Source organism: Parabacteroides sp. HGS0025 (genome assembly GCF_000969845.1).
Classification (GTDB): domain Bacteria; phylum Bacteroidota; class Bacteroidia; order Bacteroidales; family Tannerellaceae; genus Parabacteroides; species Parabacteroides gordonii.
The window spans coordinates 1,607,198-1,634,074 of record NZ_KQ033902.1 but is presented as its reverse complement, the minus strand read 5'-3'; the positions used below and the strand labels follow the sequence as shown (position 1 = coordinate 1,634,074).

27 protein-coding genes and 1 tRNA gene are annotated in these 26,877 nt (G+C 39.2%); 23 read left to right on the top strand and 5 right to left on the bottom strand.

Annotation, left to right across the window (positions count from 1 at the left end):
- Positions 1–47 precede the first annotated feature (47 nt).
- From HMPREF1212_RS06095 to tpx, 23 genes are all read left to right on the top strand, one after another.
- The gene (locus HMPREF1212_RS06095; RefSeq protein ID WP_002561261.1) at positions 48–596 is read left to right on the top strand and encodes a hypothetical protein; all 549 of its coding nucleotides are present in this window, start codon (positions 48–50) and stop codon (positions 594–596) included.
- Between the two features lie 708 nt (positions 597–1,304).
- Positions 1,305–3,077: a DUF3945 domain-containing protein gene (locus HMPREF1212_RS06090; protein WP_046148758.1), complete on the top strand. Its 1,773-nt coding sequence runs from the start codon at positions 1,305–1,307 to the stop codon at positions 3,075–3,077.
- 65 nt (positions 3,078–3,142) lie between these two features.
- A complete protein-coding gene (locus HMPREF1212_RS06085) occupies positions 3,143–3,409 on the top strand; it encodes a DUF4099 domain-containing protein (RefSeq protein ID WP_002561264.1) in 267 nt (88 codons plus the stop codon).
- A gap of 74 nt (positions 3,410–3,483) precedes the next feature.
- Positions 3,484–5,628 carry a type IA DNA topoisomerase gene (locus HMPREF1212_RS06080; RefSeq protein WP_046148757.1) on the top strand — a complete coding sequence of 715 codons (2,145 nt, stop codon included), beginning with the start codon at positions 3,484–3,486 and terminating at the stop codon, positions 5,626–5,628.
- Between the two features lie 282 nt (positions 5,629–5,910).
- On the top strand, positions 5,911–6,144 hold the full coding sequence (locus HMPREF1212_RS06075) for a hypothetical protein (RefSeq protein WP_002561266.1): 234 nt from the start codon (positions 5,911–5,913) through the stop codon (positions 6,142–6,144).
- 10 nt (positions 6,145–6,154) lie between these two features.
- A complete protein-coding gene (locus HMPREF1212_RS06070; RefSeq protein WP_002561267.1) occupies positions 6,155–6,649 on the top strand; it encodes a hypothetical protein in 495 nt (164 codons plus the stop codon).
- Positions 6,650–6,668: 19 nt separating this feature from the next.
- Positions 6,669–6,881, top strand: a complete 213-nt coding sequence (locus HMPREF1212_RS06065) for a hypothetical protein (protein ID WP_002561268.1) — start codon at positions 6,669–6,671, stop codon at positions 6,879–6,881.
- Between the two features lie 106 nt (positions 6,882–6,987).
- Entirely contained in the window at positions 6,988–7,866 is an 879-nt protein-coding gene (locus tag HMPREF1212_RS06060; RefSeq protein WP_002561269.1) for a PRTRC system protein E, read from the top strand.
- A 3-nt stretch (positions 7,867–7,869) separates the two neighbouring features.
- Positions 7,870–8,091 (top strand): PRTRC system protein C, encoded by a 222-nt coding sequence (locus HMPREF1212_RS06055; protein ID WP_002561270.1) that lies wholly within the window; start codon positions 7,870–7,872, stop codon positions 8,089–8,091.
- 31 nt (positions 8,092–8,122) lie between these two features.
- Positions 8,123–9,202 carry a hypothetical protein gene (locus HMPREF1212_RS06050; protein ID WP_046148756.1) on the top strand — a complete coding sequence of 360 codons (1,080 nt, stop codon included), beginning with the start codon at positions 8,123–8,125 and terminating at the stop codon, positions 9,200–9,202.
- Between the two features lie 4 nt (positions 9,203–9,206).
- Positions 9,207–9,902 (top strand): PRTRC system protein B, encoded by a 696-nt coding sequence (locus tag HMPREF1212_RS06045; protein WP_002561272.1) that lies wholly within the window; start codon positions 9,207–9,209, stop codon positions 9,900–9,902.
- Positions 9,899–10,690 (top strand): PRTRC system ThiF family protein, encoded by a 792-nt coding sequence (locus HMPREF1212_RS06040; RefSeq protein ID WP_046148755.1) that lies wholly within the window; start codon positions 9,899–9,901, stop codon positions 10,688–10,690. The genes HMPREF1212_RS06045 and HMPREF1212_RS06040 overlap by 4 nt, the downstream gene beginning before the upstream one ends.
- A 202-nt stretch (positions 10,691–10,892) precedes the next feature.
- Positions 10,893–11,249, top strand: coding sequence for a MarR family winged helix-turn-helix transcriptional regulator (locus HMPREF1212_RS06035; protein ID WP_002561275.1), 357 nt, complete (start codon positions 10,893–10,895; stop codon positions 11,247–11,249).
- 59 nt (positions 11,250–11,308) lie between these two features.
- Positions 11,309–13,753, top strand: a complete 2,445-nt coding sequence (locus tag HMPREF1212_RS06030; protein WP_046148754.1) for an FAD-dependent oxidoreductase — start codon at positions 11,309–11,311, stop codon at positions 13,751–13,753.
- 4 nt (positions 13,754–13,757) lie between these two features.
- Positions 13,758–15,968, top strand: coding sequence for a heavy metal translocating P-type ATPase (locus HMPREF1212_RS06025; protein ID WP_046148753.1), 2,211 nt, complete (start codon positions 13,758–13,760; stop codon positions 15,966–15,968).
- A 15-nt stretch (positions 15,969–15,983) separates the two neighbouring features.
- Positions 15,984–16,457, top strand: a complete 474-nt coding sequence (gene trxA / locus HMPREF1212_RS06020) for a thioredoxin (RefSeq protein WP_002561278.1) — start codon at positions 15,984–15,986, stop codon at positions 16,455–16,457.
- A 328-nt stretch (positions 16,458–16,785) separates the two neighbouring features.
- Positions 16,786–16,947 (top strand): rubredoxin, encoded by a 162-nt coding sequence (gene rd, locus HMPREF1212_RS26575; RefSeq protein ID WP_082099838.1) that lies wholly within the window; start codon positions 16,786–16,788, stop codon positions 16,945–16,947.
- A gap of 19 nt (positions 16,948–16,966) precedes the next feature.
- Complete coding sequence (locus tag HMPREF1212_RS06015; RefSeq protein ID WP_002561280.1) at positions 16,967–18,202, top strand: DUF438 domain-containing protein; 1,236 nt, start codon at positions 16,967–16,969, stop codon at positions 18,200–18,202.
- Positions 18,203–18,208: 6 nt separating this feature from the next.
- On the top strand, positions 18,209–18,703 hold the full coding sequence (locus HMPREF1212_RS06010; protein WP_002561281.1) for a DUF1858 domain-containing protein: 495 nt from the start codon (positions 18,209–18,211) through the stop codon (positions 18,701–18,703).
- 398 nt (positions 18,704–19,101) lie between these two features.
- A complete protein-coding gene (gene rd, locus HMPREF1212_RS06005) occupies positions 19,102–19,266 on the top strand; it encodes a rubredoxin (RefSeq protein ID WP_002561282.1) in 165 nt (54 codons plus the stop codon).
- A gap of 11 nt (positions 19,267–19,277) precedes the next feature.
- The gene (locus HMPREF1212_RS06000) at positions 19,278–20,519 is read left to right on the top strand and encodes a DUF438 domain-containing protein (RefSeq protein WP_046150253.1); all 1,242 of its coding nucleotides are present in this window, start codon (positions 19,278–19,280) and stop codon (positions 20,517–20,519) included.
- Positions 20,520–20,574: 55 nt separating this feature from the next.
- Positions 20,575–24,129, top strand: coding sequence for a pyruvate:ferredoxin (flavodoxin) oxidoreductase (gene nifJ, locus HMPREF1212_RS05995; protein ID WP_046148752.1), 3,555 nt, complete (start codon positions 20,575–20,577; stop codon positions 24,127–24,129).
- An 86-nt stretch (positions 24,130–24,215) separates the two neighbouring features.
- On the top strand, positions 24,216–24,716 hold the full coding sequence (gene tpx / locus HMPREF1212_RS05990; protein WP_046148751.1) for a thiol peroxidase: 501 nt from the start codon (positions 24,216–24,218) through the stop codon (positions 24,714–24,716).
- 103 nt (positions 24,717–24,819) lie between these two features.
- Here tpx and HMPREF1212_RS05985 read toward each other — a convergent pair whose 3' ends face one another.
- From HMPREF1212_RS05985 to HMPREF1212_RS05960, 5 genes are all read right to left on the bottom strand, one after another.
- Positions 24,820–25,437: a helix-turn-helix domain-containing protein gene (locus HMPREF1212_RS05985; protein WP_052724928.1), complete on the bottom strand. Its 618-nt coding sequence runs from the start codon at positions 25,435–25,437 to the stop codon at positions 24,820–24,822.
- Between the two features lie 24 nt (positions 25,438–25,461).
- Positions 25,462–25,552, bottom strand: a tRNA-OTHER gene (locus HMPREF1212_RS05980).
- A gap of 263 nt (positions 25,553–25,815) precedes the next feature.
- The gene (locus HMPREF1212_RS05970; protein ID WP_052724927.1) at positions 25,816–26,259 is read right to left on the bottom strand and encodes a thioredoxin family protein; all 444 of its coding nucleotides are present in this window, start codon (positions 26,257–26,259) and stop codon (positions 25,816–25,818) included.
- A gap of 118 nt (positions 26,260–26,377) precedes the next feature.
- On the bottom strand, positions 26,378–26,563 hold the full coding sequence (locus tag HMPREF1212_RS05965) for a YgaP family membrane protein (protein ID WP_046148750.1): 186 nt from the start codon (positions 26,561–26,563) through the stop codon (positions 26,378–26,380).
- 2 nt (positions 26,564–26,565) lie between these two features.
- Entirely contained in the window at positions 26,566–26,877 is a 312-nt protein-coding gene (locus HMPREF1212_RS05960) for a P-II family nitrogen regulator (RefSeq protein WP_046148749.1), read from the bottom strand.

Below are 26,877 nucleotides of genomic sequence, written 5' to 3'. Positions count from 1 at the left end.
TATCTTTACGGGCAGAAACAAATAATAACTATTAAATCATCACAGTTATGAAACGTTTGATATACTTATTTACCATTCTTCTCTGTGTGGCATGTTCCACGGGAAGTTCCCCACTTGAAAAAGCGATTTCGGACTATAAACAAACAGACCCCAAAACGGGTAAACTCTATGAGCTTCACTTCAAAATGATTGAAATAGGAGAAGTGAAGAAAATAACTGTAGCAGACAGTATCAAAATAATGGAAGAGAGTTTCCGGGCAGAAAACAGCAAAAGGATAGAGAATTACAAAGAACAATTATCAACTGCCCAAAAGAACCTTGAGCGGGAGAAAAGTGGTCGTTTTTCGAGTGCTACCATGATTGATGTCCATGAAAAAAACATCAAGGAATATGAAGCAAAAATAGCTGAAGCAGAAAATGTAAAACCCGATTTAAGTAAATATTCTTCCAGAAACCCGGAAGAGATACTTGCACAGGCTATCATTTGTACATATTCAATGGATGACCTTTCCGGTAGAAACTTTACTGAAAAGTCCGAATTTATCTTATCCCCGGATGGTAGTAGCGTATATGAAGCAAGAAGGATAAAGGAATAAAATCGATAATAATAAACACTAAAAACGTCTCAAATTTTGGGACGTTTTTTTTATATAAATACATAATCCCAATAAAATATTACCCACTACATCAATAACACCTCATAGCCCGGCCTCACCTGCCAAGTCCCTTTTGGAAAGATAATATGAATGAAGTTTCATCCACGTTCAGGCCCTCTGGGTTTTAGAGAAAAAATTACGGACGCTTCGCTGTAATTTTTTCCCGTAAAAAACGTTCCTGAACCTCCATTCATATTGATACGTGTCTTGGGACTTAGCATGTGAAGCCGAAACGATGACGCATATTATAATGACGTAAGGGCGTATGGTGGCAATATCTTTGAAAAAATAATCCCAATATCTTTACCTCTGTCAATTCACAGACAAAATCATTTCGGCATCCTATCATATAAGAAATAATAAGTTGGGGGGACCAAAGCTGCTCTCCTCACAAATCTGCATATTATAGTTTTTTTTCTTTTTTCATTAGCGTTTGCACATGGTTTGGCTTTTCTTCATTCCGGCAACTCTTCTCTCCTTTTTTCCTATCCCTATCCTTTTTCCCACTCAAATTTTCACCTACCGATGACACAGGATGACATCTGATGAAACAAATCGTCAGAATATTGAAAATCAGCATTTTATACAAAAACACCGTCTATTTTTGAGCCGGTAATCAATTTTATTCACGCTTAAAAATAGAAAATTATGGCAGAAGAAAACATCCGGGGAGACACCCAACAAAAAACACCACCTATCGAGAATGAACAACTCAGCGACATCATTCTCATTCTCGACAAAATGGAACTGCTGATTCAGGCTGTATCCAAACTCGGTAAGGACGGTAAACACGAAACCGTACCGGCTGATGAAAAGCATAAGAACTCTTTCCTGAAAGTAGACAAGTTTTCAAGTATCGTAGAGAATTTCCTGAAAAACTTCTGGAGTCAGATTAAAGACCCGACTCATTTCGGAATCCTTACCATGAAAATGAACGAAATGGATAAGCCGGAGAACAAGCAGGCAATTAAAGACCTGGCGGAAGGAAAGAAGACAGATGCAGTGGCTGAATTCCTAAAAAAATACGAGATAAAGCCTAAAGATGTCGCAAACGAGCAAAGTAATAATAAAAAAAATGATGAAACAATGGCAAAAAAAACAGCTCAACAAGAACAGACACAGGTTCCGGCTACTCAAAATGACCAGCCTAAATATCGCTATAATGAAGCGATGATTAATTGGGACCAACTTAAGAACTTCGGACTATCCAAAGAGTTCCTTCAGGAAAAAGGTCTTTTGGACCAGATGCTGAAAGGGTACAAAACCAATCAGACCGTGCCGATAACCATGAACTTCGGCTCTGCTGTACTCAGAACGGATGCAAGACTATCCTTCCAGCAATCGGTGGCAGGACCTGTTGTACTTGGCATACATGGTATCCGCCAGCAACCCGAACTTGACAAACCCTATTTCGGTCATATCTTTTCGGAAGAGGATAAGAAAAACCTCAAAGAAACCGGAAATATGGGGCGTGTGGTCGAACTAAAAACACGCACGGGAGAATATGCACCCTCGTTTGTCAGCCTCGATAAAATGACTAATGAAATTGTGGCGATGAAAGTAGAAAACGCGTATATCCCGAACGAAATTAAAGAAGTAAAATTAACTGAACAGGAGAAAAATGACCTCAAAGAAGGGAAGTCTATTTATCTGGAAGGTATGAAGGCTGCCAGTGGAAACGAATTCAATGCCCATGTACAATTCAATGCAGACCGCAGGGGTATCGAATTCCAGTTTGAGACAGATAAGATTTTCAACCGTCAGACACTTGGCGGCGTGGAACTATCTCCTAAGCAAACGGAAGACCTGAACAACGGTAAGGCAATCTTTGTAGAGGATATGGTACGTAAGGACGGTGAGAAATTCTCCGCTTTCGTAAAACTTGATGAAGCAAGCGGAAGACCGTCCTACACCCGCTACAACCCCGATTCGCCCGAAGGTGCAAGGGAAATCTACATTCCCAAAGAAATGAACGGTGTAGTCCTTACCCCTCAAGACAGGGAAGAACTGGGACAAGGGAAAGCCGTATTCCTTGAAAATATGGTAAACCGTAAAGGAGAGGACTTTTCTTCATTCGTCAAACTCGACCTTGAAACCGGACGTCCGAGTTATTCCAGAACGCCCGACGGATTCACCGAAAGGCAAGAGTTTAAGATTCCGCCTGAGGTCTGGGGAGTAACCCTTACCGCCACTCAGCGTGGACAACTACAAGACGGTAAAGCGGTTCTGGTAGAAGGAATGAAAGGCTATGACGGTAAACAATTTTCACAATATGTCAAAGTTAACCAGAATCAGGGAAGACTTGACTACTACAACGAGAACCCCGACCGTAAAAGGGATGCTTCACAACGTAATGTGGTTGCTCAAGGACAGAACCAACAGCAGGATAATAAGAAAGCCCGTGGGAAAAGTCTCGGCTAATACCAAAGGGAATACCCTGACAACCGCTTGTAAACAATTAATTCATAAATATTCAAAAGTAAAATATGAAAACAAATAATAGTGACAACAACACACCTTTTAAGGTGGAAGATGTGAACTGGGATGAACTTTCCGCTATCGGAATCCTAAAGGATGAGTTGGAAATGCAGGGAGAACTTGACACATTGCTCAGTGGAGAAAAAACAAACGTGATACCACTAAGTCTTGTATTACTTGGAGTTGATGTCCTCATGGATGCCACCTTGCAACTGGTAAACAAAGGAAATTCTCCACTTCTTGAGATCGTGGGTATCCAACCCGCAGGACGATAACTATTCATTAACCGACCGTTTCTCTTTCTGGTCTATACGACGAAAGAGGAACGGCTTTAATATTTTAAGAAATCATGATTGCAATCCTAAGTGAAAAACCCTCTGTGGGTATGGATATTGCCCGTATAGTCGGGGCAACAGAAAAACATGACGGCTATATGAGTGGAAACGGATATATGGTTACATGGGCTTTTGGGCATCTTATTTCACTCGCTCTCCCGGTATTTTACGGCTTTCCAAGACCGTCAGCTTCAAACCTTCCCATTATGCCAAATCCATTTCAGTTAACCATACGTCAACAGAAAACAGCTAAGGGAATGGTTACTGATAAGGCAGCCGCAAAACAGTTAAATATCATTGACAATGTTTTCTCTCAGTGCGATAGCCTGATTATGGCAACCGATGCAGGCCGTGAAGGAGAACTTATCAGCCGCTACATCTATACACATCTGGGATATACCAAGCCTTTCAAACGGTTATGGATTTCATCCCTTACCGATGAAGCTATAAAAAAAGGAATGGAAAATCTACATGACGGTCACGAATATGATGGTTTATATATGGCTGCCGATTGCCGGGCAAAGGCAGATTGGCTCATAGGTATTAATACGAGCAGCGCCCTTGGCCTTTCTTCCGGCATGGGAAATAATTCGCTGGGCAGGGTACAGACTCCGACACTTGCTATGATATGCTCCCGTTATCGTGAAAACCGTAGTTTTATTTCCACGAATTATTGGCAATTGCATATCACGCTCGAAAAAGAAGGATTACACCGCCAGTTTCGCTACACGGAAGACCTACAAGATAAAGCGGAAGCGGAAAACTTGTTCTCTCATTTGAAAACCTACCCTTCGGCCGTGATTACAAAAGTGGAACGTAAGAATGTCTATCAAGCACAGCCCCTGCTTTACGACCTGACCACACTCCAGAAAGACTGTAATATTCATCTTGACCTTTCGGCGGAAAAGACATTGGAAATTGCCCAAGGTTTGTATGAGAAAAAGTTGATTTCCTATCCGAGAACCTCTTCCCGTTATATACCGGAAGATGTGTTCCGGGAAATCCCTTCTTTACTTCGTATGGTACTCCGCATGGAGCGGTTCAAGCATTTTACCGAAAAGATAGATACACTCCGGCTCCCGAAGAAATCGGTCAACGATAAAAAGATAACCGACCACCATGCACTTATCATTACCGGAGATTATCCGCAAGAACTATCTACTTTGGAACGGGAAGTATACCATATGATTGCAGGAAGGATGCTCGAAGCCTTCTCTCCCAGGTGTGAAAAAGAATCACTCCTGATGGAAGCTTCATTTGATGATTTACTCTTCCGTTCCAATTCCCAGAAAATACTTTTTCCCGGCTGGAGGGATGTTTTTGGCCATGCGGTGGATAAGGAAGAGGATGAAAAAGAGTTCGACGAAGGATCTGCCGAATTTAAAGAAGGTGAAAATGCTAAAGTAGGCGGTCACAGCCTGGCACAGAAGAAGACAATGCCCAAACCGCTATATACTGAAGCTACACTTTTAACGGCAATGGAAACATGCGGAAAAACTATTAAGGACGAAGCATTGCGCGAAGCGATGAAGGAGCAGGGTTTGGGTACTCCGGCTACACGGGCGCAAATTATATCCACACTTTTCAAAAGAGAATATATCGAACGGTCCGGAAAATCATTAGTACCGACAGAGAAAGGGCTTTTTATTTATGATGCGGTAAAAGATATGCGTATCTCGGACGTGGAAATGACAGGAAGCTGGGAGAAAATGCTCTCCGATATCGAGAAGAAAGTAGTGTCACCCGATACTTTCATCAAAGCAATCGAAGTATATACCCGTCAGGTAACCGAAGAAGTATTATCCTTTAAATTTCCGCAGCTAACCGGTAGCACCATTACGTGTCCCAAATGCGGAACAGGAAAAGTCATAATACGTCATAAACTGGCAAAATGTGATAATGAGAAATGCGGGCTGCTGGTATTCCGCAAGTTCTTGAACAAGGAGCTTACCGACCAACATCTGGAACAACTCTTCTCTTCCGGTTCCACTAAGTTGATTAAAGGGTTTAAGGGAAAAAAAGGAAATACATTTGATGCAATGCTCTCTTTCGACAGTAACCACAATATAACCTTTTCCTTCCCTAAAACAGCGACAAAGGGAGGAAAGAAAAAAGATGCGAAGTCAACGGCACGAGGAAGGCAGCAAAAGAAGAAGTAGTATAGACGATTCATGAAAAGTAAAAGCACAGTAAACAGCTGTGCTTTCTTTTTTTTAAGTAAAAGGAGAGAGGAAGAAAACTTTCTTAGTCGTTCCGATTCCTGGGCAAATATAGTTCCGTGTTCTGATTCCACAAGCAAGGTCGAGCCGCTAAAGCGGTTTTGGAAAAAATCATCCTCGCTTTGCTCCGGTATTTTTCCCAAAAACCTTGCATGCGGGAACACTTCACTGGTCTTGCCCCTGAATCGGGAACGACAAGAAGTTCTCATAAAAAATATGGATATGAAAATAAATAACATCATTCCTCAAAATGGGAAACAGTGGGTTAAGACTATTGCAATCCTAATAGTGGCAGTAATAGGTTTCAGTTATCTCTACAGCCGTGGGATCTCTCCGGTATGGACAGCAGTCTTAATTGTAGTATTCCCGGGATTCTTCCGCTTCATTTATAAAATAGCCTGCTTTCTGGTGGCAGCAGCTATCGTTTTCGCTATCCTGAGTTTTCTAATCTTCTAATTATAAAATTATGAAACCATTACGCATATACAACCTCATGGAAGATGAAATCAGTATGGAATTACTGGATTTTATAGAACAAATAGGAATGAGTGATATATCTGATGTTATACAGGGAGATACAGATATGCTTAATATCGAAGGTAATACGATAAATTTTGTTGAATTTGACACCGATGAAAGCAAATGGATCGTGTACCTGAATTCAGAAACTAAAATCAAACGGGATAGGATTGAAAAAATATTGCTTTCCTTTTTCAGTGACTCGTGGGAAGAATATTTTGAGTTAAGAAAACAATGCTGGTCCGAACTCAAGCATAATTGTATAGCCTATCGGGGTTCACAGGGTGTGTTTTATGAAATATGGAAATTCAAACAAGATTACCATAATAAAATAATGTCTGGCAATATTCGATTCAAAGGACAGCCTATCGAAATAAGAAATCTCAAAAAAAACAGGTCGGAAGAAAGAGTGAGGAATATAAGGTCCTTAGACAAAATATGAACAATTAAAAATGAAAACAATGGAAAGAATGATTTCTACGGGTACACTCGGGGTATTCGTCCCTCCCCCAAAAATTCCGGCAAAAAACATACCGGAAATTGAAATAACAATGCCGGAAAGGGGAACTACCGGACCGGTCAGAATAGGCAAACTATTGGAGCCACTACAACAAATTATCAACCATCCTGACCGTAACAGGTTGATGGCTGAACTTTTTAAGGACTACAAATAAACTGGAAAAATGAAAAATTTAAGGAACACATAGCCGGGTATCTGAAGAGATACTCGGCTATGGCTTTTTATAAACATTAGTATTAATCAATTAAAACATTACAATTATGTTTTTTACACAAATCAATCAAATGATGAATCAGAGTATAGATATTACTCTGGTTATCCGTAAGAAAGAAGGGCAACTGATGGTATCAGCCATGCCAAAATCAAACGGTCTGAAAGACGAGGCACAGAATCATATTGTGCCATTCACAGTTACCGGAACACCGGAAGAACTCGATATGGGATTTATCCAGGCCATCTGCCAGCCCATACAAAAGGCGACAGGACTGCTTACCAACATGAGTAACTTTGAACAACAGGCGGAAAAAGCAGCGGCAAACTCCAAAGCGGCCAAAGAACTGAAAGACAAAGAAGCTAAGGATGCCAAGGAGAAAAAGGAAAAGTTCGACAAGCATATGAAAAGTGCAACGGATTTTGAAGCTGAAAAGAAATATTCCGAAGCATTGGCAAGCCTTCAGCAGGCAAGAACTTTTGCAACGTCGCAGGCTTTAAAATCTGTAGATGAAAAAATCACTGCTCTCAAAATCAAGCAGGGACAGGGAAGCCTATTTGACATGGAGACTGTCGTACAACCACAACAACCGGCACAGGTTAATACAGGTCAACCGATAGTACAACAACAGCCGATGAATGGTTCTGCCATACAAAACAGTCAACCTGTGTATAGTCAACAAGCACCTGTATATGGAAACGGACAGCCTGTGTATCAACAACCGACGCATGGACAGCCACAAGGCGGACAACAGTATTACAACAACCAGCCTTATAATGGACAGGCGACAGCAGATGTCTTACCGGACCCTGAACCGAAGCCGATAATAACAAATGATCCTTCGGCACACAGGGAGGGAGAATACGACCAGTATCCGGACTTTCCGGGACATACAGATAACAGAATGTATAACTATCAAAATGTATAAGCGATGTCACTTGTAGTAAATGGAATGCAAAGATCTTTTACCTTTAAGAAAGGAACAGAGACAATCATGTTAAGCGACCCGAACCCTTCAGATACACCGGAAGCAGTAATGAGCTACTATTCCAATATGTATCCCGAACTGACTACCGCATCGGTGCATGGACCAGAGATAAAGGAAGATAAGGCGGTTTATGAATTAAAAACCACCATAGGGACAAAAGGATAATAGATATGAAACTTGATAAAAAACAGAAATCATGCAAGCAGTTGGAACCATCGCAGCTACATTCGCTGGCACGGTATATCATAGGCCAAACCCAGCGCGACGTTCACAGCGGGGTGAACAAAAGAAAACGGATTACGGCACCCAGCGGTGCCGTAATTCTTTTCTAAAAACAACGTTTCCACCCATAGCGCCACAGGTTATTAAAAGGCAATGGGGAGATGAAGAATATAACTACATTACAAAGGAAAACTATTCCTACCTGTTGGAATCTGCCATGCGGTACGCTTCGCTATTGAATATTGAACTGAAACATAATCCGGGTGGTAGCATAGGGGAAGGTATATCTAATATCTATGATGAGTTGGATAATATCATTGGTGAAATAAACCTCAATATCGAACCCCATGAAGATAAGTTGGAATTTGTATTGTGGAAATACCATCCCTGGGGAGATTATACCTTTTACTGGTTACCTGTAAAGTTCACCGAATCACTTAACCCGAAATTGAGAAAGATTGCCATTTCATTCATCCATAAGTTTATGCACAGTAACGGAATGATAATGACCAATGAAGCTTTTGATGTAGAATGGGTACTGGAATGGGCTAAAGAAGGGCTCAGTGAGTGCGACCCTGATGATATAATAAAAAATACAAAGTTGATAAGTTCTTATGAGTCCGGCAAAGTTCACAGGTTAATGAATCGGATCGATACCAAATGCTACTATAAAAACCTCGTGTCAGCACTAAATAGGTATCAACCAAACAATGAGTTTGAAGAACAATTGGTTGAGTTGTTTAAAGAAGGACTCGCATTTATCGGAAAAGATAAGCCCTCGATAATGTCATACGGCTATGACCCGCTGTATGATGAAGACAGGGACTATCATCCGGTAGATATGGAACGCATGATACGGATTGTATATGATCTGGATGATTTTGTAACCGAATGGATGATGGATTGGGCAAACAACGAGTTGAGGGAATCCTACGATATTTCCCCGGCAACGCAGTTTACCATCGGTCCTGACACTACGGAACTATTCTCTATGGACCGGTATCCGGATAATTTTTTCAAATGGTTTGATAAACTATGTACACTAATATCCTGACAATATGAATAAGTTGACAGAACAATTAAAATCCCTTTACAGGCCGAAGGCGGCACTTATCGCCTATCAGGGAGAAAACTCTGTAAGTAATGAATACTTTCTGGAGCTAAGGCCAATTGACGCAAGTGGAGCGATGGGTGAAGCAATACCTGTTACATATAACTTCATGAATGAGATTGCTGCTAATTTCTCAGAAGCGCACAATGGAATTCCTTCGGGAAAATTACCGGAAAATCTCTTATTCGCAGATACCCGCAAAGGAGCAGAAAAATATATCTGGTCGAATCCGGCAAAGAAAAGAATGATGTATTTTATTCCGAATCTGGGTATTGAAAATGCCGAATATAACGTACCGGGTATCGTTTATGTGGCGAAAGAAAGCGCTCTGGCCGTATATGCCTACAAAGACAAGAAGTTGTCGGATAATACAGAGTTGTTCGCAGCGCCATTCTTCAACACATCAAAGGAAAGTGTATGCCTTGGAGTGGCAAAACTAAAGAAGCCAACTAATCCAACATATACTGAACTATTGGAGTATTGGGAAAAGAAATTCTGGTTGACGGAATTTTCACATCTCGGCAGCAACGGAAATCCTACTAAGAACAATCTGGTACTCGTAACCAAAGCGGCTAAGAATGAGGAGTTCAAGCTTGACGAATTAAAGCCCTTGAATAAAAAACTAAAAGATATACTGAAATGAAAAGAGTGCATTATACAGATAGTTACCTGATAAATCCGCAACATCCGGTAACAGTAAATCTGATCGGAGCAGGAGGAACAGGTTCGCAGGTATTAACCTGCTTGGCAAGACTTGATATTACATTACGGGCATTAGGACATCCGGGGCTATTCGTTACCTTATATGACCCTGATGAGGTAACGGAAGCCAATATCGGACGGCAATTATTCAGCTATTCCGATTTCGGACTGAATAAAGCCGTCTGCCTTGTTTCGCGGATAAACAATTTCTTTGGAAATGACTGGAGAGCAGTACCCCGGTTATTTCCAAGTTCAGTTAAAGACGGGAAAGAGGAAAATATGGCTAACCTAACCATAACTTGTACCGACAACGTGAAATCACGGTTGGATATGTGGAACTTCCTGAAAGCAGTTCGAAATATAGGGAACTATACTGATTATAAAACTCCTCTTTATTGGATGGATTTTGGTAATGCCCAGACCACAGGGCAGGTAATCATGGGAACGGTACAGAAAAAGATACCACAACCCAAATCCAAACAATATAAAACAGTTGAATCTTTAAAAGTTATTACCGAATACGTTAAGTATTCGGCCGTCAAGGTGGAAGAATCCGGCCCGAGTTGCTCATTGGCTGAAGCCCTTCAAAAGCAGGATTTGTTCACAAACTCAACATTGGCGCAACTGGGATGTAACATTTTGTGGAAAATGTTCCGGCAAGGAATGATTGAGCATCAGGGATTGTTTATGAACCTGGATTCAATGAAGGTGAACCCGATACTGGTATAAATAAGTATGAGATAATTTATCTGTATTACCCTACCAGTTTTGTTTTGCTATACCTTATTCCAAATGTTAACGGAATTCTGATGGAAACTACATCTGACTTTTTCGAATCAACTATATTTTTAAAACTTTAATGGTATGGAGTTGTATATCTCAGAAAATATTATTTTCTTTACGACATAATTAATGATAGAAATTATATCCTGTGGAATTATTATTTCAAATAAAAAATATATACAAAGCTTCATATTCGTTTGAAAAGGAGTTTGCAAAGAAATTCAACATGACGATAAATGAAGCGGTGCTATTATGCTGCATGAAAGATGAACAGCCTCATTACGCCAACGAGATTGCAGAATATATAGGTCTTTCTAACTCGCGTGTATCCAGAATTATTATGTCGGTAGAAGAAAAAGGTTGGATAATACGCAAAATAGGAACAACGGATAAACGGAAGATGATTTTCTCTTTGTCGGAAGAGGGCGAAAGAATTATAGAAACAATGAAAAAGCAATCCATATCATTAGATGATATTTTATCTAAGCTGATAAAAGATAAGTAATCGTTTTTTTACCTAATTATTTACTGATAAACAACATTAATAATAAAAACAGTTTGTATATGAAAGTGCTAATTATTGGAGGAGTAGCGGGAGGAGCAACCGCAGCAGCCCGCCTCCGTCGGATGGATGAAAATACCGAAATAATCTTGTTTGAACGTGGAGAATATGTTTCATACGCTAATTGCGGACTTCCTTATTACATAGGGGGAACGATTGCAGAGCGCGACCGGTTGTTTGTTCAAACAGCAGAAGGGTTTATCAATCGCTTTAATATTGATATCCGGTTACAATCAGAAGTTGTCTCTATTTCTCCTGAGGATAAAACCATACAGGTAAAGAAATTGCAAACAGGAGAAGAGTATACTGAATCTTATGACAAACTCATTATTTCCACCGGAGCAGAACCTGTAAAACTGCCATTACCCGGCATTGATAATCCCCGAATATTCACACTGAGAAGTGTGCCGGATACGGATGCCATCAAAAACTATATCGAACAACATAAACCCAAACGGGCGGTAGTAATGGGCGCCGGATTTATCGGCTTGGAAATGGCAGAAAACTTACACGAAGCAGGGTTAGAAGTTAATATCGTTGAGATGAGTGACCAAGTGATGGCACCGCTCGATTTCTCTATGGCCGCCATGGTACATCAACATCTGAAGGAGAAAAAAATTAACCTTTGGCTGAAAGAGCGGGTTACTGGATTTGAAACGACCGGAAATCATTTGAATGTCTTGCTCGATGGCGGAAAACAGATAGAAGCCGATATGGTTATATGTAGTGTCGGTGTCCGACCGGAAAAACAATTAGCCCAATCGGCGGGTTTGAAAATAGGCTCACTTGGAGGCATTTGGGTAGATGAATATATGCAAACATCCGATGCGCATATCTATGCTGTGGGGGATGCTGTTGAGATAACTAATCCGGTAACCGATATGCCTGCGCTGATTCCATTGGCAGGTCCGGCAAACAAACAAGCCCGGATAGTTGCCGATAATATTTTGGAAGGAAATAATCATACATATAAGGGAACAATAGGAACCTCGATAGCCAAAGTGTTTGACCTGACAGTTGCGGCTGCCGGAGTTCCGGGCAAAGTATTGAAAAGACTGAACGTGGACTATCTTTCATCCTATACCCATAGTTCTTCGCATGCCGGATATTATCCCGGCTCACTTCCGCTTTCGATTAAAATAGTTTTTGCTCCTGAAACGGGACAATTGTACGGGGCGCAAGTTGTTGGCTTCGACGGAGTAGACAAACGCATCGAGATGATGGCGCAAATCATACAAAACAAAGGCACTATTTACGACCTGATGGAATTGGAACAGGCTTACGCCCCTCCTTTTTCGTCGGCCAAAGACCCTGTGAATATCGCCGGATTCGTAGCAGAGAATATACTAAAGGGAAAGATGAAAATCGTGCATTGGCGCGATATTGCAACTATTGATCCTGCAAAGGATTTTCTATTGGATGTTCGCACAGTACACGAATATAATCTGAATCGTATAGACGGAGCGGTAAATATTCCTGTAGATGACCTGCGGGGTAGATTAGATGAGATACCTACTGATAAACGGATAATCATCTATTGCGCCATCGGACTACGTGGCTATCTGGCCTACAGGATATTGACTCAGAAAGGATTTACGAATGTATATAACCTTTCGGGAGGCTTTAAGACCTATTCATCTGTAGTGTGTGAACAATCTTGCTACCACGAACCGGATAATCTGGACGAGAACCAAAATACAATAAATCACGATCCCGACAATACAAAAACAATCCGTGTAGACGTTTGCGGATTGGCCTGCCCCGGTCCAATTATACAACTGAAAAAACATTATGATTTACTGGATACAGGAGAGCGTCTGGAGGTTAAATCGACAGACATGGCTTTCAGTCAAGATGCCGAAAGCTGGTGCAGCATAACCGGAGCTCGGTTTGTAGAACGAAAAATCGAAGCGGGAATCGTTTCTGTTACTGTAGAAAAAGTACGTGAAGCGCAGGCTGTTCCGGCTGTTTCTATGGGAGGAAACAAGACCATGATTGTTTTTAGTGATGATCTGGATAGAGCCTTAGCCTCTTTCGTTATTGCGAATGGAATTGCTGCTACCGGGAAAAAAGTCAGCCTATTCTTTACATTCTGGGGGTTAAATGTGATTAAAAAAAGAGAGAAACCTTCCGTAAAGAAAGATATTTTTGGCAAAATGTTTGGTATGATGCTTCCGGCAAACAGCCGTAAACTATCTCTTTCCAAAATGAATATGGGCGGCATGGGCAGTCGGATGATGCGCCTTATCATGAAAAAGAAAAACATCGACAGTTTAGAGGCTCTTATACAACAAGCCATTGATTCGGGAGTAGAAATGATAGCTTGCACCATGTCGATGGACGTGATGGGAGTTAAACAAGAAGAGTTGTTAGACAACGTTCAATTGGGGGGTGTGGCCACTTACCTGGAGCGAGCTGAAAAATCCAACATGAGTTTATTTATTTAATATTATGACCCAAAAAGATATTTTTCCGGTATTGAATATGGGATGTGCCGCTTGTGCCGCTAAAATAGACAAAGCGATAAAGGAGCAGCCCGGAGTGCTTACTTCTTATGTAAACTATGCATCGGCAACTTTGAGTGTTGAATACGATTCTTCAGTTGTAAGCCCTGAATCGTTTCGCAAAGTTGTTACCGATGCCGGGTACGACCTGATAATCGACCAGCAAGAAGACCCTACTATAGAGTTGGAAGAGAATCAGAAGAAAAGGTTCAAAGAATTGAAATATCAAACCATTGGAGCGGCTGTCTTATCGCTTCCGCTTATTGCTATCGGGATGATATTCATGGATATGCCTCATGCCAATCTAATCATGTGTCTACTCGCCACTCCTATAGTTTTTTGGTTTGGACGAACATTCTTTATCAATGCGTGGAAGCAATTGAAACACCGCTCGGCCAATATGGATACATTGGTAGCGCTCAGTACGGGAGTTGCCTATGTATTTAGCCTTTCCAATTTACTTTTTCCGGACTTCTGGTTAGCGCAGGGAATACACCCTCATGTTTATTTCGAATCGGCCGGAGTTATCATAACATTCATCCTTGCAGGACGTTTGTTGGAGGAAAAAGCAAAAAAGAAAACTTCATTAGCAATAAAGAAATTAATCGGACTACAGCCTAAAGCTGTTACAGTTGTAAATGAACAGGGAATATCCACAGAGATACCTGTCAGCCATATTCAAGTTGGGAATACATTAATTGTAAAGCCGGGAGAAAAAATTGCAGCAGACGGATATGTACTGGAAGGAAGCTCTTTTGTGGATGAGAGTACGCTTAGCGGAGAGCCTGTCCCTGTTTTAAAAGAAGCTAAGAGCAAGGTGTTTGCAGGAACAATCAATCAAAAAGGCAGTTTCCGTTTTTATGCCGAAAAAACAGCTAATAATACCATGTTAGCACAAATTATCCGAATGGTTCAGGAAGCACAAGGAAGTAAAGCGCCTATCCAAAAATTGGCAGATAAGATAGCTGCTGTCTTTGTGCCGGTTATTATCGGCATAGCCATACTTTCTTTTATATTATGGATGCTTCTTGATCCGGCAAATGGATTCATGCACGGACTGCTGGCTTTGATAACCGTATTAATCATAGCCTGCCCCTGTGCATTGGGATTGGCAACGCCTACTGCAATTATGGTTGGTATAGGGAAAGGAGCGGAAAAAGGAATCCTTATTAAAGATGCGGAAAGCCTTGAAATTGCAAAAACGATTAATACGGTTGTTTTAGATAAAACGGGCACTATTACCGAAGGCAAACCAACCGTAACTGGTATTCTATGGTTAAATAACGATGACGCCACAAAAAACATCTTGTACAGTCTTGAAAAATCATCAGAACATCCCTTATCCAATGCCGTGACTCAATACTTTAACAATACGGAACCCATTTCTATATCCCAATACGAAAGTATAACCGGAAAAGGAGTAAAAGGATATATAGATAATGAGGTATGGTATGCCGGAAACCAGAAATTACTTATTGAGAATAATATCCAAATAGCTGCCGAATTAATCTCTCAATCTCTGCAATGGACGCTGGAGGCAAAGACTATAATCTGGTTTGCAAATTACGAGCGGGCTTTGGCTGTGATTGCCATATCCGATGATGTGAAGCCAAATTCACAGGAGACGATTTCTCAACTTAGCCGTTTGGGGATTACCGTTTATATGTTAACGGGAGACAATGAACAAACAGCTCAAAGAGTAGCAGAAAAAGTCGGAATAAAATACTTTAAAGCTGAAGTATTACCCGGTGAGAAGGCTGATTTTATAAAAGAATTACAGCAAGATGGTAAAATTGTAGCAATGATAGGCGACGGAATTAATGATAGTGCTGCTCTGGCTCAGGCAAACCTAAGTATTGCTATGGGTAAAGGGAGTGATATTGCCATAGATGTAGCCCAAATGACAATCATATCCTCCGATCTGGCTAAAATACCGGAAGCTATAAACCTGTCTAAACAAACGGTTCGCACCATCCGGCAGAATCTGTTTTGGGCATTTATTTACAATATAATAGGTGTTTCTATTGCTGCCGGACTCCTTTATCCTATCAATGGATTCTTGTTAAACCCTATGATTGCCGGAGCAGCCATGGCTTTAAGTAGTGTAACAGTTGTAACAAATAGTCTGAGATTAAAAAAAAGAAGATATAAACATTAAACAATCATTAGAGATATGAAGAAAAGAAGATTATTTGCAATCGTATTTGCCTTAATAGCCATCACTCAATTGGCAGTCTGTCAGAATCATTCAAATAAAACAAACAATAAAAAAAAGAAAGAAATGAAAACAATTCAATTGACTCAAGCAGATTTTCTCACTAAAGTAGCAGATTATCAGAACAACCCACAAGAATGGAAGTATTTGGGAGATAAACCTGCGATTATTGATTTCTATGCCGACTGGTGCGGCCCCTGTAAGATGATAGCACCTATACTTGAAGAACTGGCAGCGGAATATGATGGACAAATCTACATCTACAAGGTGAATAGCGAAAATGAAGAGGAGTTAGCTGCTGCATTTGGTATTCGCAGTATTCCATCACTTCTTTTTATTCCTATGGGAGAAACGCCCCAGATGGCACAGGGAGCCTTACCTAAAAATGAGTTAAAGAAAGCCATTGATGAAGTATTGTTGAAATCAAAATAAAATAATTGTAAGAGCGGGCCTTGACCATCACGGTTGAGGCTCGTTAGCCTATGTGCCTAACCCCAGCTTTTGTAGACAACAAAAGGTATAGTAGAGGTATTGACTTAAGGTGTTAATCATTCCTGGATGAAAAAAATAATTATAACACATATTTTATTCGTAACAAATGTTACGAATCCTATGATTACAAAACCGTAATTTTGTATTATCCAATGGTTAAATAATTGTATATAGAAACAGATACAACTTTTGATACCACAATGGTGTTTACTGTAAAAGTTACCTTCTATACAGAGAAAAAAAATGTATAACTTAAAATAGAACAAAAATGAAAAAGTATGTTTGTGATCCTTGCGGGTACATTTACGACCCTGAATTAGGCGATCCGGATAGTGGAATAAAGCCGGGAACTCCTTTTGAAGATATACCGGACGATTGGACATGTCCAATTTGTGGCGTGAGTAAAGACGATTTCTCTTCATTGGATTAATATGATTAATTAAGATTTTATGAGTGAGATAATAAATAACTCGGAAAAGCGAAAGGAACTGCTTAAGCATCTGATCCTTCAGCTACATAAAGGCGAAGCACCGGAACAGGTGAGAAGGCGCCTGATAGATTTACTACATTCAGTACCATATGATGAAGTAGTGGAAGTTGAACAGGAATTAATTTCTGAAGGACTTCCAGTGGAGGAAGTATTACGGCTTTGTGATATACATACTGCCGTTCTGGACGGAAGTATTGATGCATCTACAGCCAAACCCATTCCAGACGGACATCCTGTCGATACGTTTAAGCAAGAAAATCGAGCATTGGAAAACCGGATAAGTAGAGTCGAACAGCTATTCAGTAAATTCGAAGAATTGGATGAAGATAAACTTGGAGACTATCTGTTGGAATTACAAGCACTCTTCAATGAATTGTCGGATGTGGATAAACACTATCTGCGTAAAGAATATCTACTATTTCCTTTCCTTGAAAAAGCAGGTATTACTGGACCTCCTAAAGTAATGTGGGGAAAACATGATGAAACGCGTGAGCTACTCAAAGCTGCGCACGAGGTTTTTGCCAATAAAGACGGGCTTACCAAAGAAGAGTTGAAGAGCATCATCATTTTGGTGCTTCAACCAGTTCTAAGTGCTATAGAGGGAATGATTATGAAAGAAGAAGAAATTCTTCTACCAATGGCAATGGATACGTTGACAGATACAGATTGGTATCAGATTGAGGAAGAAACACCAGTCTATGGTTTCTGCCTATATGATCCGCAGACTGAGTGGAAGCCGGAGGAGATAACCACTGAACAATCTCTCTTTTTACCCGGCAATGCCATTAAGTTATCGTCCGGCAGTTTTGATATGAAAGAATTAGAGGCTTTGTTCGTAACTCTTCCTATTGACATTACTTTTGTAGATAAAAATGACAAAGTAAAATTCTTTTCGCATAGCCCTAACCGTGTTTTCGAACGGAATCGCTCTATCATTGGACGCGATGTGCGTATGTGCCATCCGCCACATAGTGTTCATATCGTGGAGCAGATAATCAATGATTTCAAAAGTGGAAAAGAAAATAAAGCTGCCTTCTGGATATCTAATTTCAAAGGACGCTTTGTTTATATTGAATATACGGCTTTGCGAAGTCCCGACAATGAATATTTGGGTATCATTGAGGTTACACAAGATATTACAAATCTGCGGGAGTTAAAGGACGATCAGCGTTTATTATCTTATTCTTCAAAATAAGACTTTATGGAAATTGATCTGCAAACCAAGATTGCCGACTTGCTTAAGTTTTATCCGGACTTGGAAGATACTTTGCTGGAATTATCACCCGCCTTTGCCAAACTGCGTAATCCCATTTTACGCCGTACGGTAGCAAAGGTTACATCCATACAGCAGGCTGCTAAAATTGCAGGTATCTCTCCCTCAGTAATGGTACAGACTTTGCGCAAGGCGGCAGGACTAGCTACTGTTGACTCTATCGAAACATACGAAAACAATCAGCAAGAGCCCATGCCTGAATGGTTTGATGAAACAAAGATTACTACTCGTTTTGATGCAAGCCCAATTATAAATGCAGGAGAAAGCCCTATGCAGGAAATCCTTCGATTGTCAAAAGAACTTCAAGAAGGTGTAATCATGGAATTAACAGCTCCGTTCCGTCCTGAACCTATAATAGATATACTGAAATCCAAAGGTTTTAAGGCCTGGTCTAATGGCGGGAAAAGTTATTTTATGAAATGATCTATGAAAGTAATATTTTGAAGAAAAGAATATAAACAGAATATTATCTTGTTACTGTTACATATTTATTCTTTAAATATCAAAAATACATGTAATATTTTAGCAACTGTGACAAATGTCACATAGATTATAATTCTCTTCCCCTAACTTTGTACTATATAGTTGTAATGCTTAGATATAAAGCCAATACTCTCTACTCGTACAATGTTTATTTAATATAAATTTTAACAGATAAACAGAAATACGTATTGTAGGAGTATATGATGTAGAAATAAGTAAAAGAATCATCATACCAGCTGATGTACTGCATAAGCTACACGTTGTTGGTAATTTGAGATATTACGTTCAATGAAAAAAGAATAGAAGAAATATTGATATTTAATAAAAACAGAAGAAATATGAAAAAATATATTTGTGACCCTTGTGGGTATATCTATGATCCGGAATTAGGAGACCCTGATAGTGGTATAAAGCCAGGAACTTCTTTCGAAGATATACCAGATGACTGGGAATGTCCGGTTTGTTTTGTGGGGAAAGGGGATTTTTCACCGTTAGAAGATTGATTGAGATTGCCGTGAGTGAAATAATCAATAATTTGGAAAAACGGAAAGAATTACTTAAAGAATTAATCCTTCAATTACATGGTCATAAGATACCAGAACAGGTAAAGAGACGTTTTGCTCATCTACTGCATTCTATCCCGCATAATGAAGTGGTAGAAGTGGAACAGCAGTTGATTTCCGAAGGTTTTTCCGAAGAGAAAATACTGCGGCTTTGCAATATACATACCACTGCTTTGGACGAAAATATGGATACTTCTATGGTAAATTATATTCCTGCTGGACATCCTGTCGATACTTTCAAGCAGGAGAATAGAGCATTGGAAAATCGCACAACACAAATAAAAGAACTATTTGCTAAACTACTGCTAAATAAAGAAGAGGTTGGCGATTATTTGGTGCAACTAAAGATTCTTTTTAATGAATTATCAAATGTAGATAAACATTATTTGCGAAAAGAATATTTACTGTTTCCTTTTCTCGAAAAAGCAGGTATTACCGGCCCTCCCAAAGTAATGTGGCGTAAGCACGATGAAACACGTACACTATTCAAAACTGCACATGAAGTACTTAGTAAAAGATTAACAAAGGACGAATTGGCAAATGTAATACCGTTGATACTACAACCAACTATTGATGCTATCGAAGGGATGATAATAAAAGAAGAAGAAATTCTCCTACCTATGTCGTTGGATACTTTAACTGACGAAAAATGGTATCAGATCGCAGAAGAAACATCAATCTACGGATTTTGTTTGTACAATCCGCAAACAGAATGGAAACCGGAGAACATCGTTGCCGGAGAACCTACCTTTTTACAAGGCAATGCCATTAGACTATCGTCCGGCAGCTTCGATATAAAAGGACTGGAAGCACTATTCGTCACGCTTCCTGTTGATATTACTTTTGTTGATAAGAATGATAAGGTGAAATTTTTCTCTCATAGTCCAAACCGTGTTTTCGAGCGCAACCGTTCTATCATCGGTCGCGATGTACGTATGTGCCACCCACCACATAGTGTTCATATTGTAGAGCAGATAATTCGTGATTTTAAGGATGGGAAAGAAAGTAAAGCTGCTTTCTGGATTTCTAATTTCAAGGGACGATTTGTATATATCGACTACACGGCTTTACGAGGTGCAAACAATGAATATCTAGGTATTATCGAAGTTACACAAGACATCACAGAACTAAGAAAATTAGAAGGCGACCAGCGTTTGCTTTCCTATTTATCAAATATTAATAAAGTTAAATAAGAATATAATAAATCAGGATATAAGACAATTATAAAACCAAATAATAAATTTCAGTATGGCTAAAGATAAAAAATTTATAACCTGTGATGGAAATGAAGCAGCAGCACATATATCATATATGTTCAGCGAGGTAGCTTCTATTTACCCAATTACACCGTCATCAACAATGGCTGAATATGTTGATGAATGGGCAGCGAAAGGTAGAAAAAATATATTTGGAGAAATAATCAAAGTACAAGAGATGCAATCCGAAGCTGGAGCTGCGGGCGCACTTCACGGATCGTTACAAGCCGGTGCTTTAACTACAACATATACAGCATCTCAAGGCTTATTGCTAATGATTCCAAATATGTATAAAATCTCAGGCGAACTACACCCATGTGTGTTTCATGTATCGGCTCGTGCATTGGCAGCACAAGCCCTTTCTATTTTTGGAGATCATCAAGATGTAATGGCTACTCGCCAAACCGGGTTCGCCCTATTTTTCTCTGGATCGGTACAAGAGGTTATGGATCTTTCGGCAATATCTCACTTGGCAACGCTTGAAGCTCGTATTCCATTCATGAATATTTTTGACGGATTTCGTACTTCTCACGAAATTCAAAAAGTAGAATTGATGGAGCAGGAATCATTAATTCCACTTGTTAATCAAAAAGCAATAAAAGAATTTCGCAAAAGAGCCTTAAATCCTGAAAAACCTATAACCAAAGGAACAGCTCAAAACGACGATATTTACTTTCAAAGCCGTGAAGCATCTAATAAATTCTATGATGCTGTACCAGAAATTGTAGAAAAATATCTCGGAGAGATAAATAAAATAACAGGACGTAACTATGGATTGTTTGACTATTACGGGGCTGATGATGCAGACCGTGTAATCATTGCAATGGGATCTGTTACAGAAACAATAAAGGAATCTATCGACCATTTAAACGCAAATGGCGAGAAAGTTGGTCTTATTGCGGTCCATCTTTACCGTCCATTCAAAGCCAAAGCATTCCTTTCTAAAATACCTAAAACGGTAAAGAAAATTGCGGTCCTTGATCGTACCAAAGAACCGGGTGCAACCGGGCAACCCCTGTATCTTGATGTTAGGGATTGTTTCTATGGCAGACCTGAAGCACCGATTATTGTGGGCGGTATCTATGGACTTTCGTCGAAAGATACCACTCCGGCACAAATCATATCTGTGTATGAGAATTTAGCCATGAGCCTGCCGAAAAATGACTTTACAATAGGTATCGTTGATGATGTTACATTCAAATCTCTTCCGTTAAAAGAAGAAATTAGTGTAGTTGATTCTAACTATGAAGCCAAATTTTATGGACTAGGTTCTGATGGAACTGTTGGGGCAAACAAAAACACCATCAAGATAATTGGAGAAAATACAGATAAATATTGCCAAGCATATTTTGCATATGATTCCAAAAAATCAAATGGATTCACTACGTCTCACCTTCGTTTCGGGGAAAGTCCTATTCGTTCTACCTATCTGGTAAATTCACCAAACTTCGTTGCTTGTCATGTTATGGCATATCTCAATCGTTATGATGTAACTAAAGGATTGAAAAAAGGAGGGACATTTCTTCTTAACTCTATTTGGGGAAAAGACAAAGTAGGCGACAATTTACCTAACCATATTAAAGCGTATCTGGCTAAGAACAAAATCAATTTCTATATCATCAATGCGACTAAAATTGCAGCAGAAATTGGTCTTGGGGGACGAACAAACAGTATCCTTCAATCGGCATTTTTCAAAATATCGAACATAATACCTTACGAATTGGCAGTAGAGCAAATGAAAAAATTTATTGCTAAGTCGTATAGTAAGAAAGGGGAAGATATAATAAAGAAGAACTGTGCAGCCGTTGATCGCGGTATCGAAATTGAAAAAGTAGATGTCCCCGCCGATTGGGTAGACTTGGAACCTGATATAGTAAAAGAGGACGATGCTCCCGACTTTGTAAAGAAGGTAGTCCACCCGATTAATGCACAACGAGGTTATGATCTTCCGGTTTCCGTATTCTCAGGTCGCGAAGATGGGACTTGGGATAATGGAACAACAACTTATGAGAAACGCGGGATTGCTGCATTTGTCCCTGTATGGGAGGCTGAAAACTGTATTCAATGCAATCAATGCGCTTATGTTTGTCCACACGCTACAATTCGTCCGTTTGTATTAGATGAAAAAGAACAAATAGGATTAAAAGAGGGTACAGAATTACTAAAAGCTCAAGGAAAACAATTCGATGGTATGTCATTTCGTATACAAGTTGATGTTCTTGATTGTGTTGGCTGTGGAAACTGTGTTGATATATGTCCAGGTAAAAAGGGAAATAAAGCGCTTGAAATGGTAGCGATAGAAACTCAATTACCAGAACAGGAGAACTGGGATTATATGGTTGAAAAAGTGAAGAGTAAGGCACATTTGGTCGATACTAAACTTAGTGTAAAAAATTCTCAATTCTGTACTCCATTATTCGAGTTTCCGGGAGCTTGTTCCGGATGTGGAGAAACTCCCTATATAAAATTGGTTACTCAACTTTACGAAGATCGTATGTTGATTGCTAATGCAACAGGTTGTTCTTCCATATATGGAGGTTCTGCCCCTTCCACTCCATATACAACAAACGAAGAGGGTAAAGGCCCGGCTTGGGCAAACTCCCTATTCGAAGATAACGCAGAGTTTGGATTGGGATATGCTCTTGCAAACATCACTATGCGTGATCGTATAAAAAGATTGATGGAAGAAGCTATTGCCGGTGACAATACTCCGGTAAATGTAAAAGAACTATTTCAGGCATGGATAGATAACAAATCGGATGTAGACAAAACAAAAGAACTTTATCCTCAGATAGTAGATGAGTTGGAGAAAGGAGACAAATCCGGCTGTACTATTAGTACTGAACTTCTTGAATTGAAACAATATCTCATCAAACGTTCTATCTGGATATTTGGAGGTGACGGATGGGCATACGATATAGGTTTTGGAGGTTTGGATCATGTTATAGCTTCGGGTGAGGACGTAAATATACTTGTACTCGATACAGAAGTATATTCAAACACTGGAGGGCAGGCATCTAAATCGACACCAATAGGTGCAGTTGCCAAATTTGCTACTTCGGGTATGAAAACTCGTAAAAAAGATCTTGGTCTGATTGCCTCTACATATGGTTATGTATATATTGCTCAGGTGGCAATGGGCGCAAATCAGTCGCAATGTCTTAAAGTGTTTAAAGAAGCCGAAGAGTACAAGGGGCCATCTCTTGTTATAGCATATTCTCCTTGTATCAATCATGGTTTAAGAAAAGGGATGGGGCATGCTCAGAATGAAGAAAAATCAGCTGTAGAGTGTGGATACTGGCACCTGTGGCGCTATAACCCAATGATAGCGCTGGAAGGCAAAAATCCATTCTTATTAGACAGCAAAGAACCGGATTGGAATAAATTCCAAGACTTTTTAAGGAAAGAAACTCGTTATACTTCATTGGAAAAAGTAAACCCTACTGCGGCTCCTGAACTTTATGAAGCTGCTCAAGAAAGTGCGTTATGGCGCTATGAAAGCTATGTACGCATGGCTGAAATGAAATATGGAGGTGATAAAAGTTAAACCGGTCTAAAGAGATAAAATAGAAAAATCTATTAGCCCTTAAAAAAGGGCTAATAGTAATAAAATAATAAATTAAAATTCTAATCATGGCAAAAGTAACGTTCAAAGGATCAGAAGTAAACACAAATGGAGAGTTACCAACAAAAGGAGAATTAGCTCCAGAATTTACTTTAGTAAAAAATGATTTGTCCGAAATCTCACTAAAAGATTTGAAAGGTAAAAATATTGTTCTAAATATTTTCCCAAGTCTTGATACAGAAGTATGTGCTGCATCGGTAAGGAGGTTCAACAAAGAAGCAGCCAGCCTCGTAAACACTATTATCTTGGCTATATCAGCCGATCTCCCATTTGCTGCAACAAGATTTTGCACAACAGAAGGTATCGAAAACGTAATTCCCACATCAATTTTCAGAAACGCAGAATTTGCTAGAAACTATGGGGTTTTGATGAATGACGGTCCACTCAAAGGGCTTTTGGCACGTTCAGTTATAATTGTGAATCCAGAAGGAAAAATCATATATACTCAGCTGGTTTCTGAAATTACAGAAGAACCAGACTATCAAACAGCAATTGATGCTATAAAATAAGTTCAATTAATATTTTAAAAAAAGAGATATCATCCACAATACCATATAAAGTAATAGGACTAAAGTGCGAATCAATAATTTTTGTATTAGAGGAATTACAACGTTAGATAAGTACGTTTTGAATAGAAGGTGCGTTAACCTTGGTTTTAACGCACCTTTTTTTTTGTGTAAATTTCTTTGGTGACATCCCTGTGTTTTTCTTAAAAAATTTACCGAATGAAGACTGGTCGGCAAATCCCAGATTAAAGCTTACTTCCTGAATAGTCAGATTGGTGTGAGTTAACAGTGCTTTTGCTTCCAATAAAATAAATTCTGTTATCCATACACTTGCACTCTTACCACTTACATCTTTTACTACTTTAGATAAATATTGGGGGGTAACAAAAAGCTTTTCAGCATAAAACTTGATACCATGTTCAGTAGAACAATATTGTCTTATTATAGTAATAAATTTATCGAAGAGTTCTTCTTGCCTTGATTTACAAAAACCTTTTGCCTGCTTATATTTAGATAGAATTAAACTATCTATATAAACAGAACCTTTCTTAAAAAAATCAAGTAATTCATCCTGAGATAAATTGTTCTGTATATATGAATATAGGTAATGGCAGAACACACAAAAATCCGTACTATTCATGCTAAAATCATTTACGTCAGGGATTGTTAATTGACCTATATTCTTATTGTGTTCTACAATATTGATGGAAGATATATTTTTCATTTGGAATGATTTAAGTTTAGTCTGTGCTGACGACAGGATTCGAACCTGCATTCTGCTTATTTATTTGATTCATATGCATCAAAAAGCCGCTCTAACCCAGTTAAGCTACGTCAGCATTTTTTCAATTTATTGTTTCAGAAGCTGCTTTGATCTCATTATCTTGAAATAAACTACCGATAAGCCCGCCAAATAGAAACCCATATATGCAGTTTACCCAACATTCGGAAGATAATGGGTAAGTTCCCCAGTAAATAGAATAGTTTAGCCAATAGAGGTAAGCAATTATAGCCCCTGTCAACATTCCGATCAATACCTTTTTGTTGATCCTGATAAAAAATACTATTTGTTCAATTTTATACTTGCTATTCATGATTGTTTTCAATTAAATGTTTTATCATATATTTTTTCTAAGTTTTGTTCCGGAACAACCCCCATAATCCGGGCAACTTCAATCCCTTCGTTAAATATAAATATATTAGGTACTCCTGATATGTTATATTTTAAGTCATATTCGGGGTATTTATCTAAATTGAGTTTATAGAAACCCGTTTTTCCCTGATTATTTTTCGCCAGCTTACTTAAACTAGCCGACATTATATCACATAATTCTGAGTCCTCCTCATAAAACAGAACAAAGCATTTTTTCAGGGTTATGCTGTCAAAAAAAGAATCTTTATCTAACTCAATTAAGCTATTCTCATTTTCATTTAATAGTGGTTTACTCTGAGTTTGTATTCCAAGTATGTATATAAAAATTGTGAAAACAATAATTCCTGTAAGAATATGCCCTGTTTTTATCCGTGTACTTTTATTCTTTTTCATAATTCTGTTTTTTAGACTAAAATATGTACTTCTTGCAATGAGAATAGAAATAAGGAAGAGAGCAAGAACAAGAGTTAAGTACTATTCCTGCCCTCTTCGAACTTATTAATCAATTAAATCACTTAATATTTAATTTATCCAGCAACATCTCCAATGGACAGAACTTCGTGAACGACGACTGTATAAGATTCACTCCTACAAAGGCGGGCAACAACAGCCATCCGATGGCAACAAAGTAAGCCAGGGAAATACCTGCCAGCACCATGGCGCCGGCTACTATGCGGATGATATATTCACGTTTCATAATCAGAACAGTTTAGAGAAATTTTCAACATCAAGAATAAACACATGTACGGGGAAAGGGTTCTCCGTTTCTATATTGCAAGTATCAATCTCTGTAAGGGCTCTGTCGGCTATCTCTTTTTCTACAAAGCTGAAAAGCATGATGGAGTTTGTTTTCGCATTGTTGGAATTAACGGCAAACCAACCCAGATTTTCTTTTTTCCTTTTATAACCGGTTATGTTGGTTACACTAAAGCGATTTACTCCGGCATCTTGCAGCATCCCGGCTACCCGCTCCTGATATTCTTTTATACTTAATACAACTAATAGTTTCAT

Coding starts and splice junctions, on each gene's coding strand:
- HMPREF1212_RS06025 (WP_046148753.1), top strand. CDS start 13,758: ATGACCCAAAAAGATATTTTTCCGGTATTGAATATGGGATGTGCCGCT.
- HMPREF1212_RS06075 (WP_002561266.1), top strand. CDS start 5,911: ATGAAAATAAATAACATCATTCCTCAAAATGGGAAACAGTGGGTTAAG.
- HMPREF1212_RS06010 (WP_002561281.1), top strand. CDS start 18,209: ATGGAAATTGATCTGCAAACCAAGATTGCCGACTTGCTTAAGTTTTAT.
- HMPREF1212_RS05970 (WP_052724927.1), bottom strand. CDS start 26,259: ATGAAAAAGAATAAAAGTACACGGATAAAAACAGGGCATATTCTTACA.
- HMPREF1212_RS06050 (WP_046148756.1), top strand. CDS start 8,123: ATGCAAGCAGTTGGAACCATCGCAGCTACATTCGCTGGCACGGTATAT.
- HMPREF1212_RS05965 (WP_046148750.1), bottom strand. CDS start 26,563: ATGAAACGTGAATATATCATCCGCATAGTAGCCGGCGCCATGGTGCTG.
- HMPREF1212_RS06040 (WP_046148755.1), top strand. CDS start 9,899: ATGAAAAGAGTGCATTATACAGATAGTTACCTGATAAATCCGCAACAT.
- HMPREF1212_RS06060 (WP_002561269.1), top strand. CDS start 6,988: ATGTTTTTTACACAAATCAATCAAATGATGAATCAGAGTATAGATATT.
- HMPREF1212_RS05960 (WP_046148749.1), bottom strand. CDS start 26,877: ATGAAACTATTAGTTGTATTAAGTATAAAAGAATATCAGGAGCGGGTA.
- HMPREF1212_RS06070 (WP_002561267.1), top strand. CDS start 6,155: ATGAAACCATTACGCATATACAACCTCATGGAAGATGAAATCAGTATG.
- HMPREF1212_RS06095 (WP_002561261.1), top strand. CDS start 48: ATGAAACGTTTGATATACTTATTTACCATTCTTCTCTGTGTGGCATGT.
- HMPREF1212_RS06045 (WP_002561272.1), top strand. CDS start 9,207: ATGAATAAGTTGACAGAACAATTAAAATCCCTTTACAGGCCGAAGGCG.
- HMPREF1212_RS06080 (WP_046148757.1), top strand. CDS start 3,484: ATGATTGCAATCCTAAGTGAAAAACCCTCTGTGGGTATGGATATTGCC.
- HMPREF1212_RS06015 (WP_002561280.1), top strand. CDS start 16,967: ATGAGTGAGATAATAAATAACTCGGAAAAGCGAAAGGAACTGCTTAAG.
- HMPREF1212_RS05985 (WP_052724928.1), bottom strand. CDS start 25,437: ATGAAAAATATATCTTCCATCAATATTGTAGAACACAATAAGAATATA.
- trxA (WP_002561278.1), top strand. CDS start 15,984: ATGAAGAAAAGAAGATTATTTGCAATCGTATTTGCCTTAATAGCCATC.
- HMPREF1212_RS06085 (WP_002561264.1), top strand. CDS start 3,143: ATGAAAACAAATAATAGTGACAACAACACACCTTTTAAGGTGGAAGAT.
- nifJ (WP_046148752.1), top strand. CDS start 20,575: ATGGCTAAAGATAAAAAATTTATAACCTGTGATGGAAATGAAGCAGCA.
- tpx (WP_046148751.1), top strand. CDS start 24,216: ATGGCAAAAGTAACGTTCAAAGGATCAGAAGTAAACACAAATGGAGAG.
- HMPREF1212_RS06065 (WP_002561268.1), top strand. CDS start 6,669: ATGGAAAGAATGATTTCTACGGGTACACTCGGGGTATTCGTCCCTCCC.
- rd (WP_002561282.1), top strand. CDS start 19,102: ATGAAAAAATATATTTGTGACCCTTGTGGGTATATCTATGATCCGGAA.
- HMPREF1212_RS06030 (WP_046148754.1), top strand. CDS start 11,309: ATGAAAGTGCTAATTATTGGAGGAGTAGCGGGAGGAGCAACCGCAGCA.
- HMPREF1212_RS06090 (WP_046148758.1), top strand. CDS start 1,305: ATGGCAGAAGAAAACATCCGGGGAGACACCCAACAAAAAACACCACCT.
- HMPREF1212_RS06055 (WP_002561270.1), top strand. CDS start 7,870: ATGTCACTTGTAGTAAATGGAATGCAAAGATCTTTTACCTTTAAGAAA.
- rd (WP_082099838.1), top strand. CDS start 16,786: ATGAAAAAGTATGTTTGTGATCCTTGCGGGTACATTTACGACCCTGAA.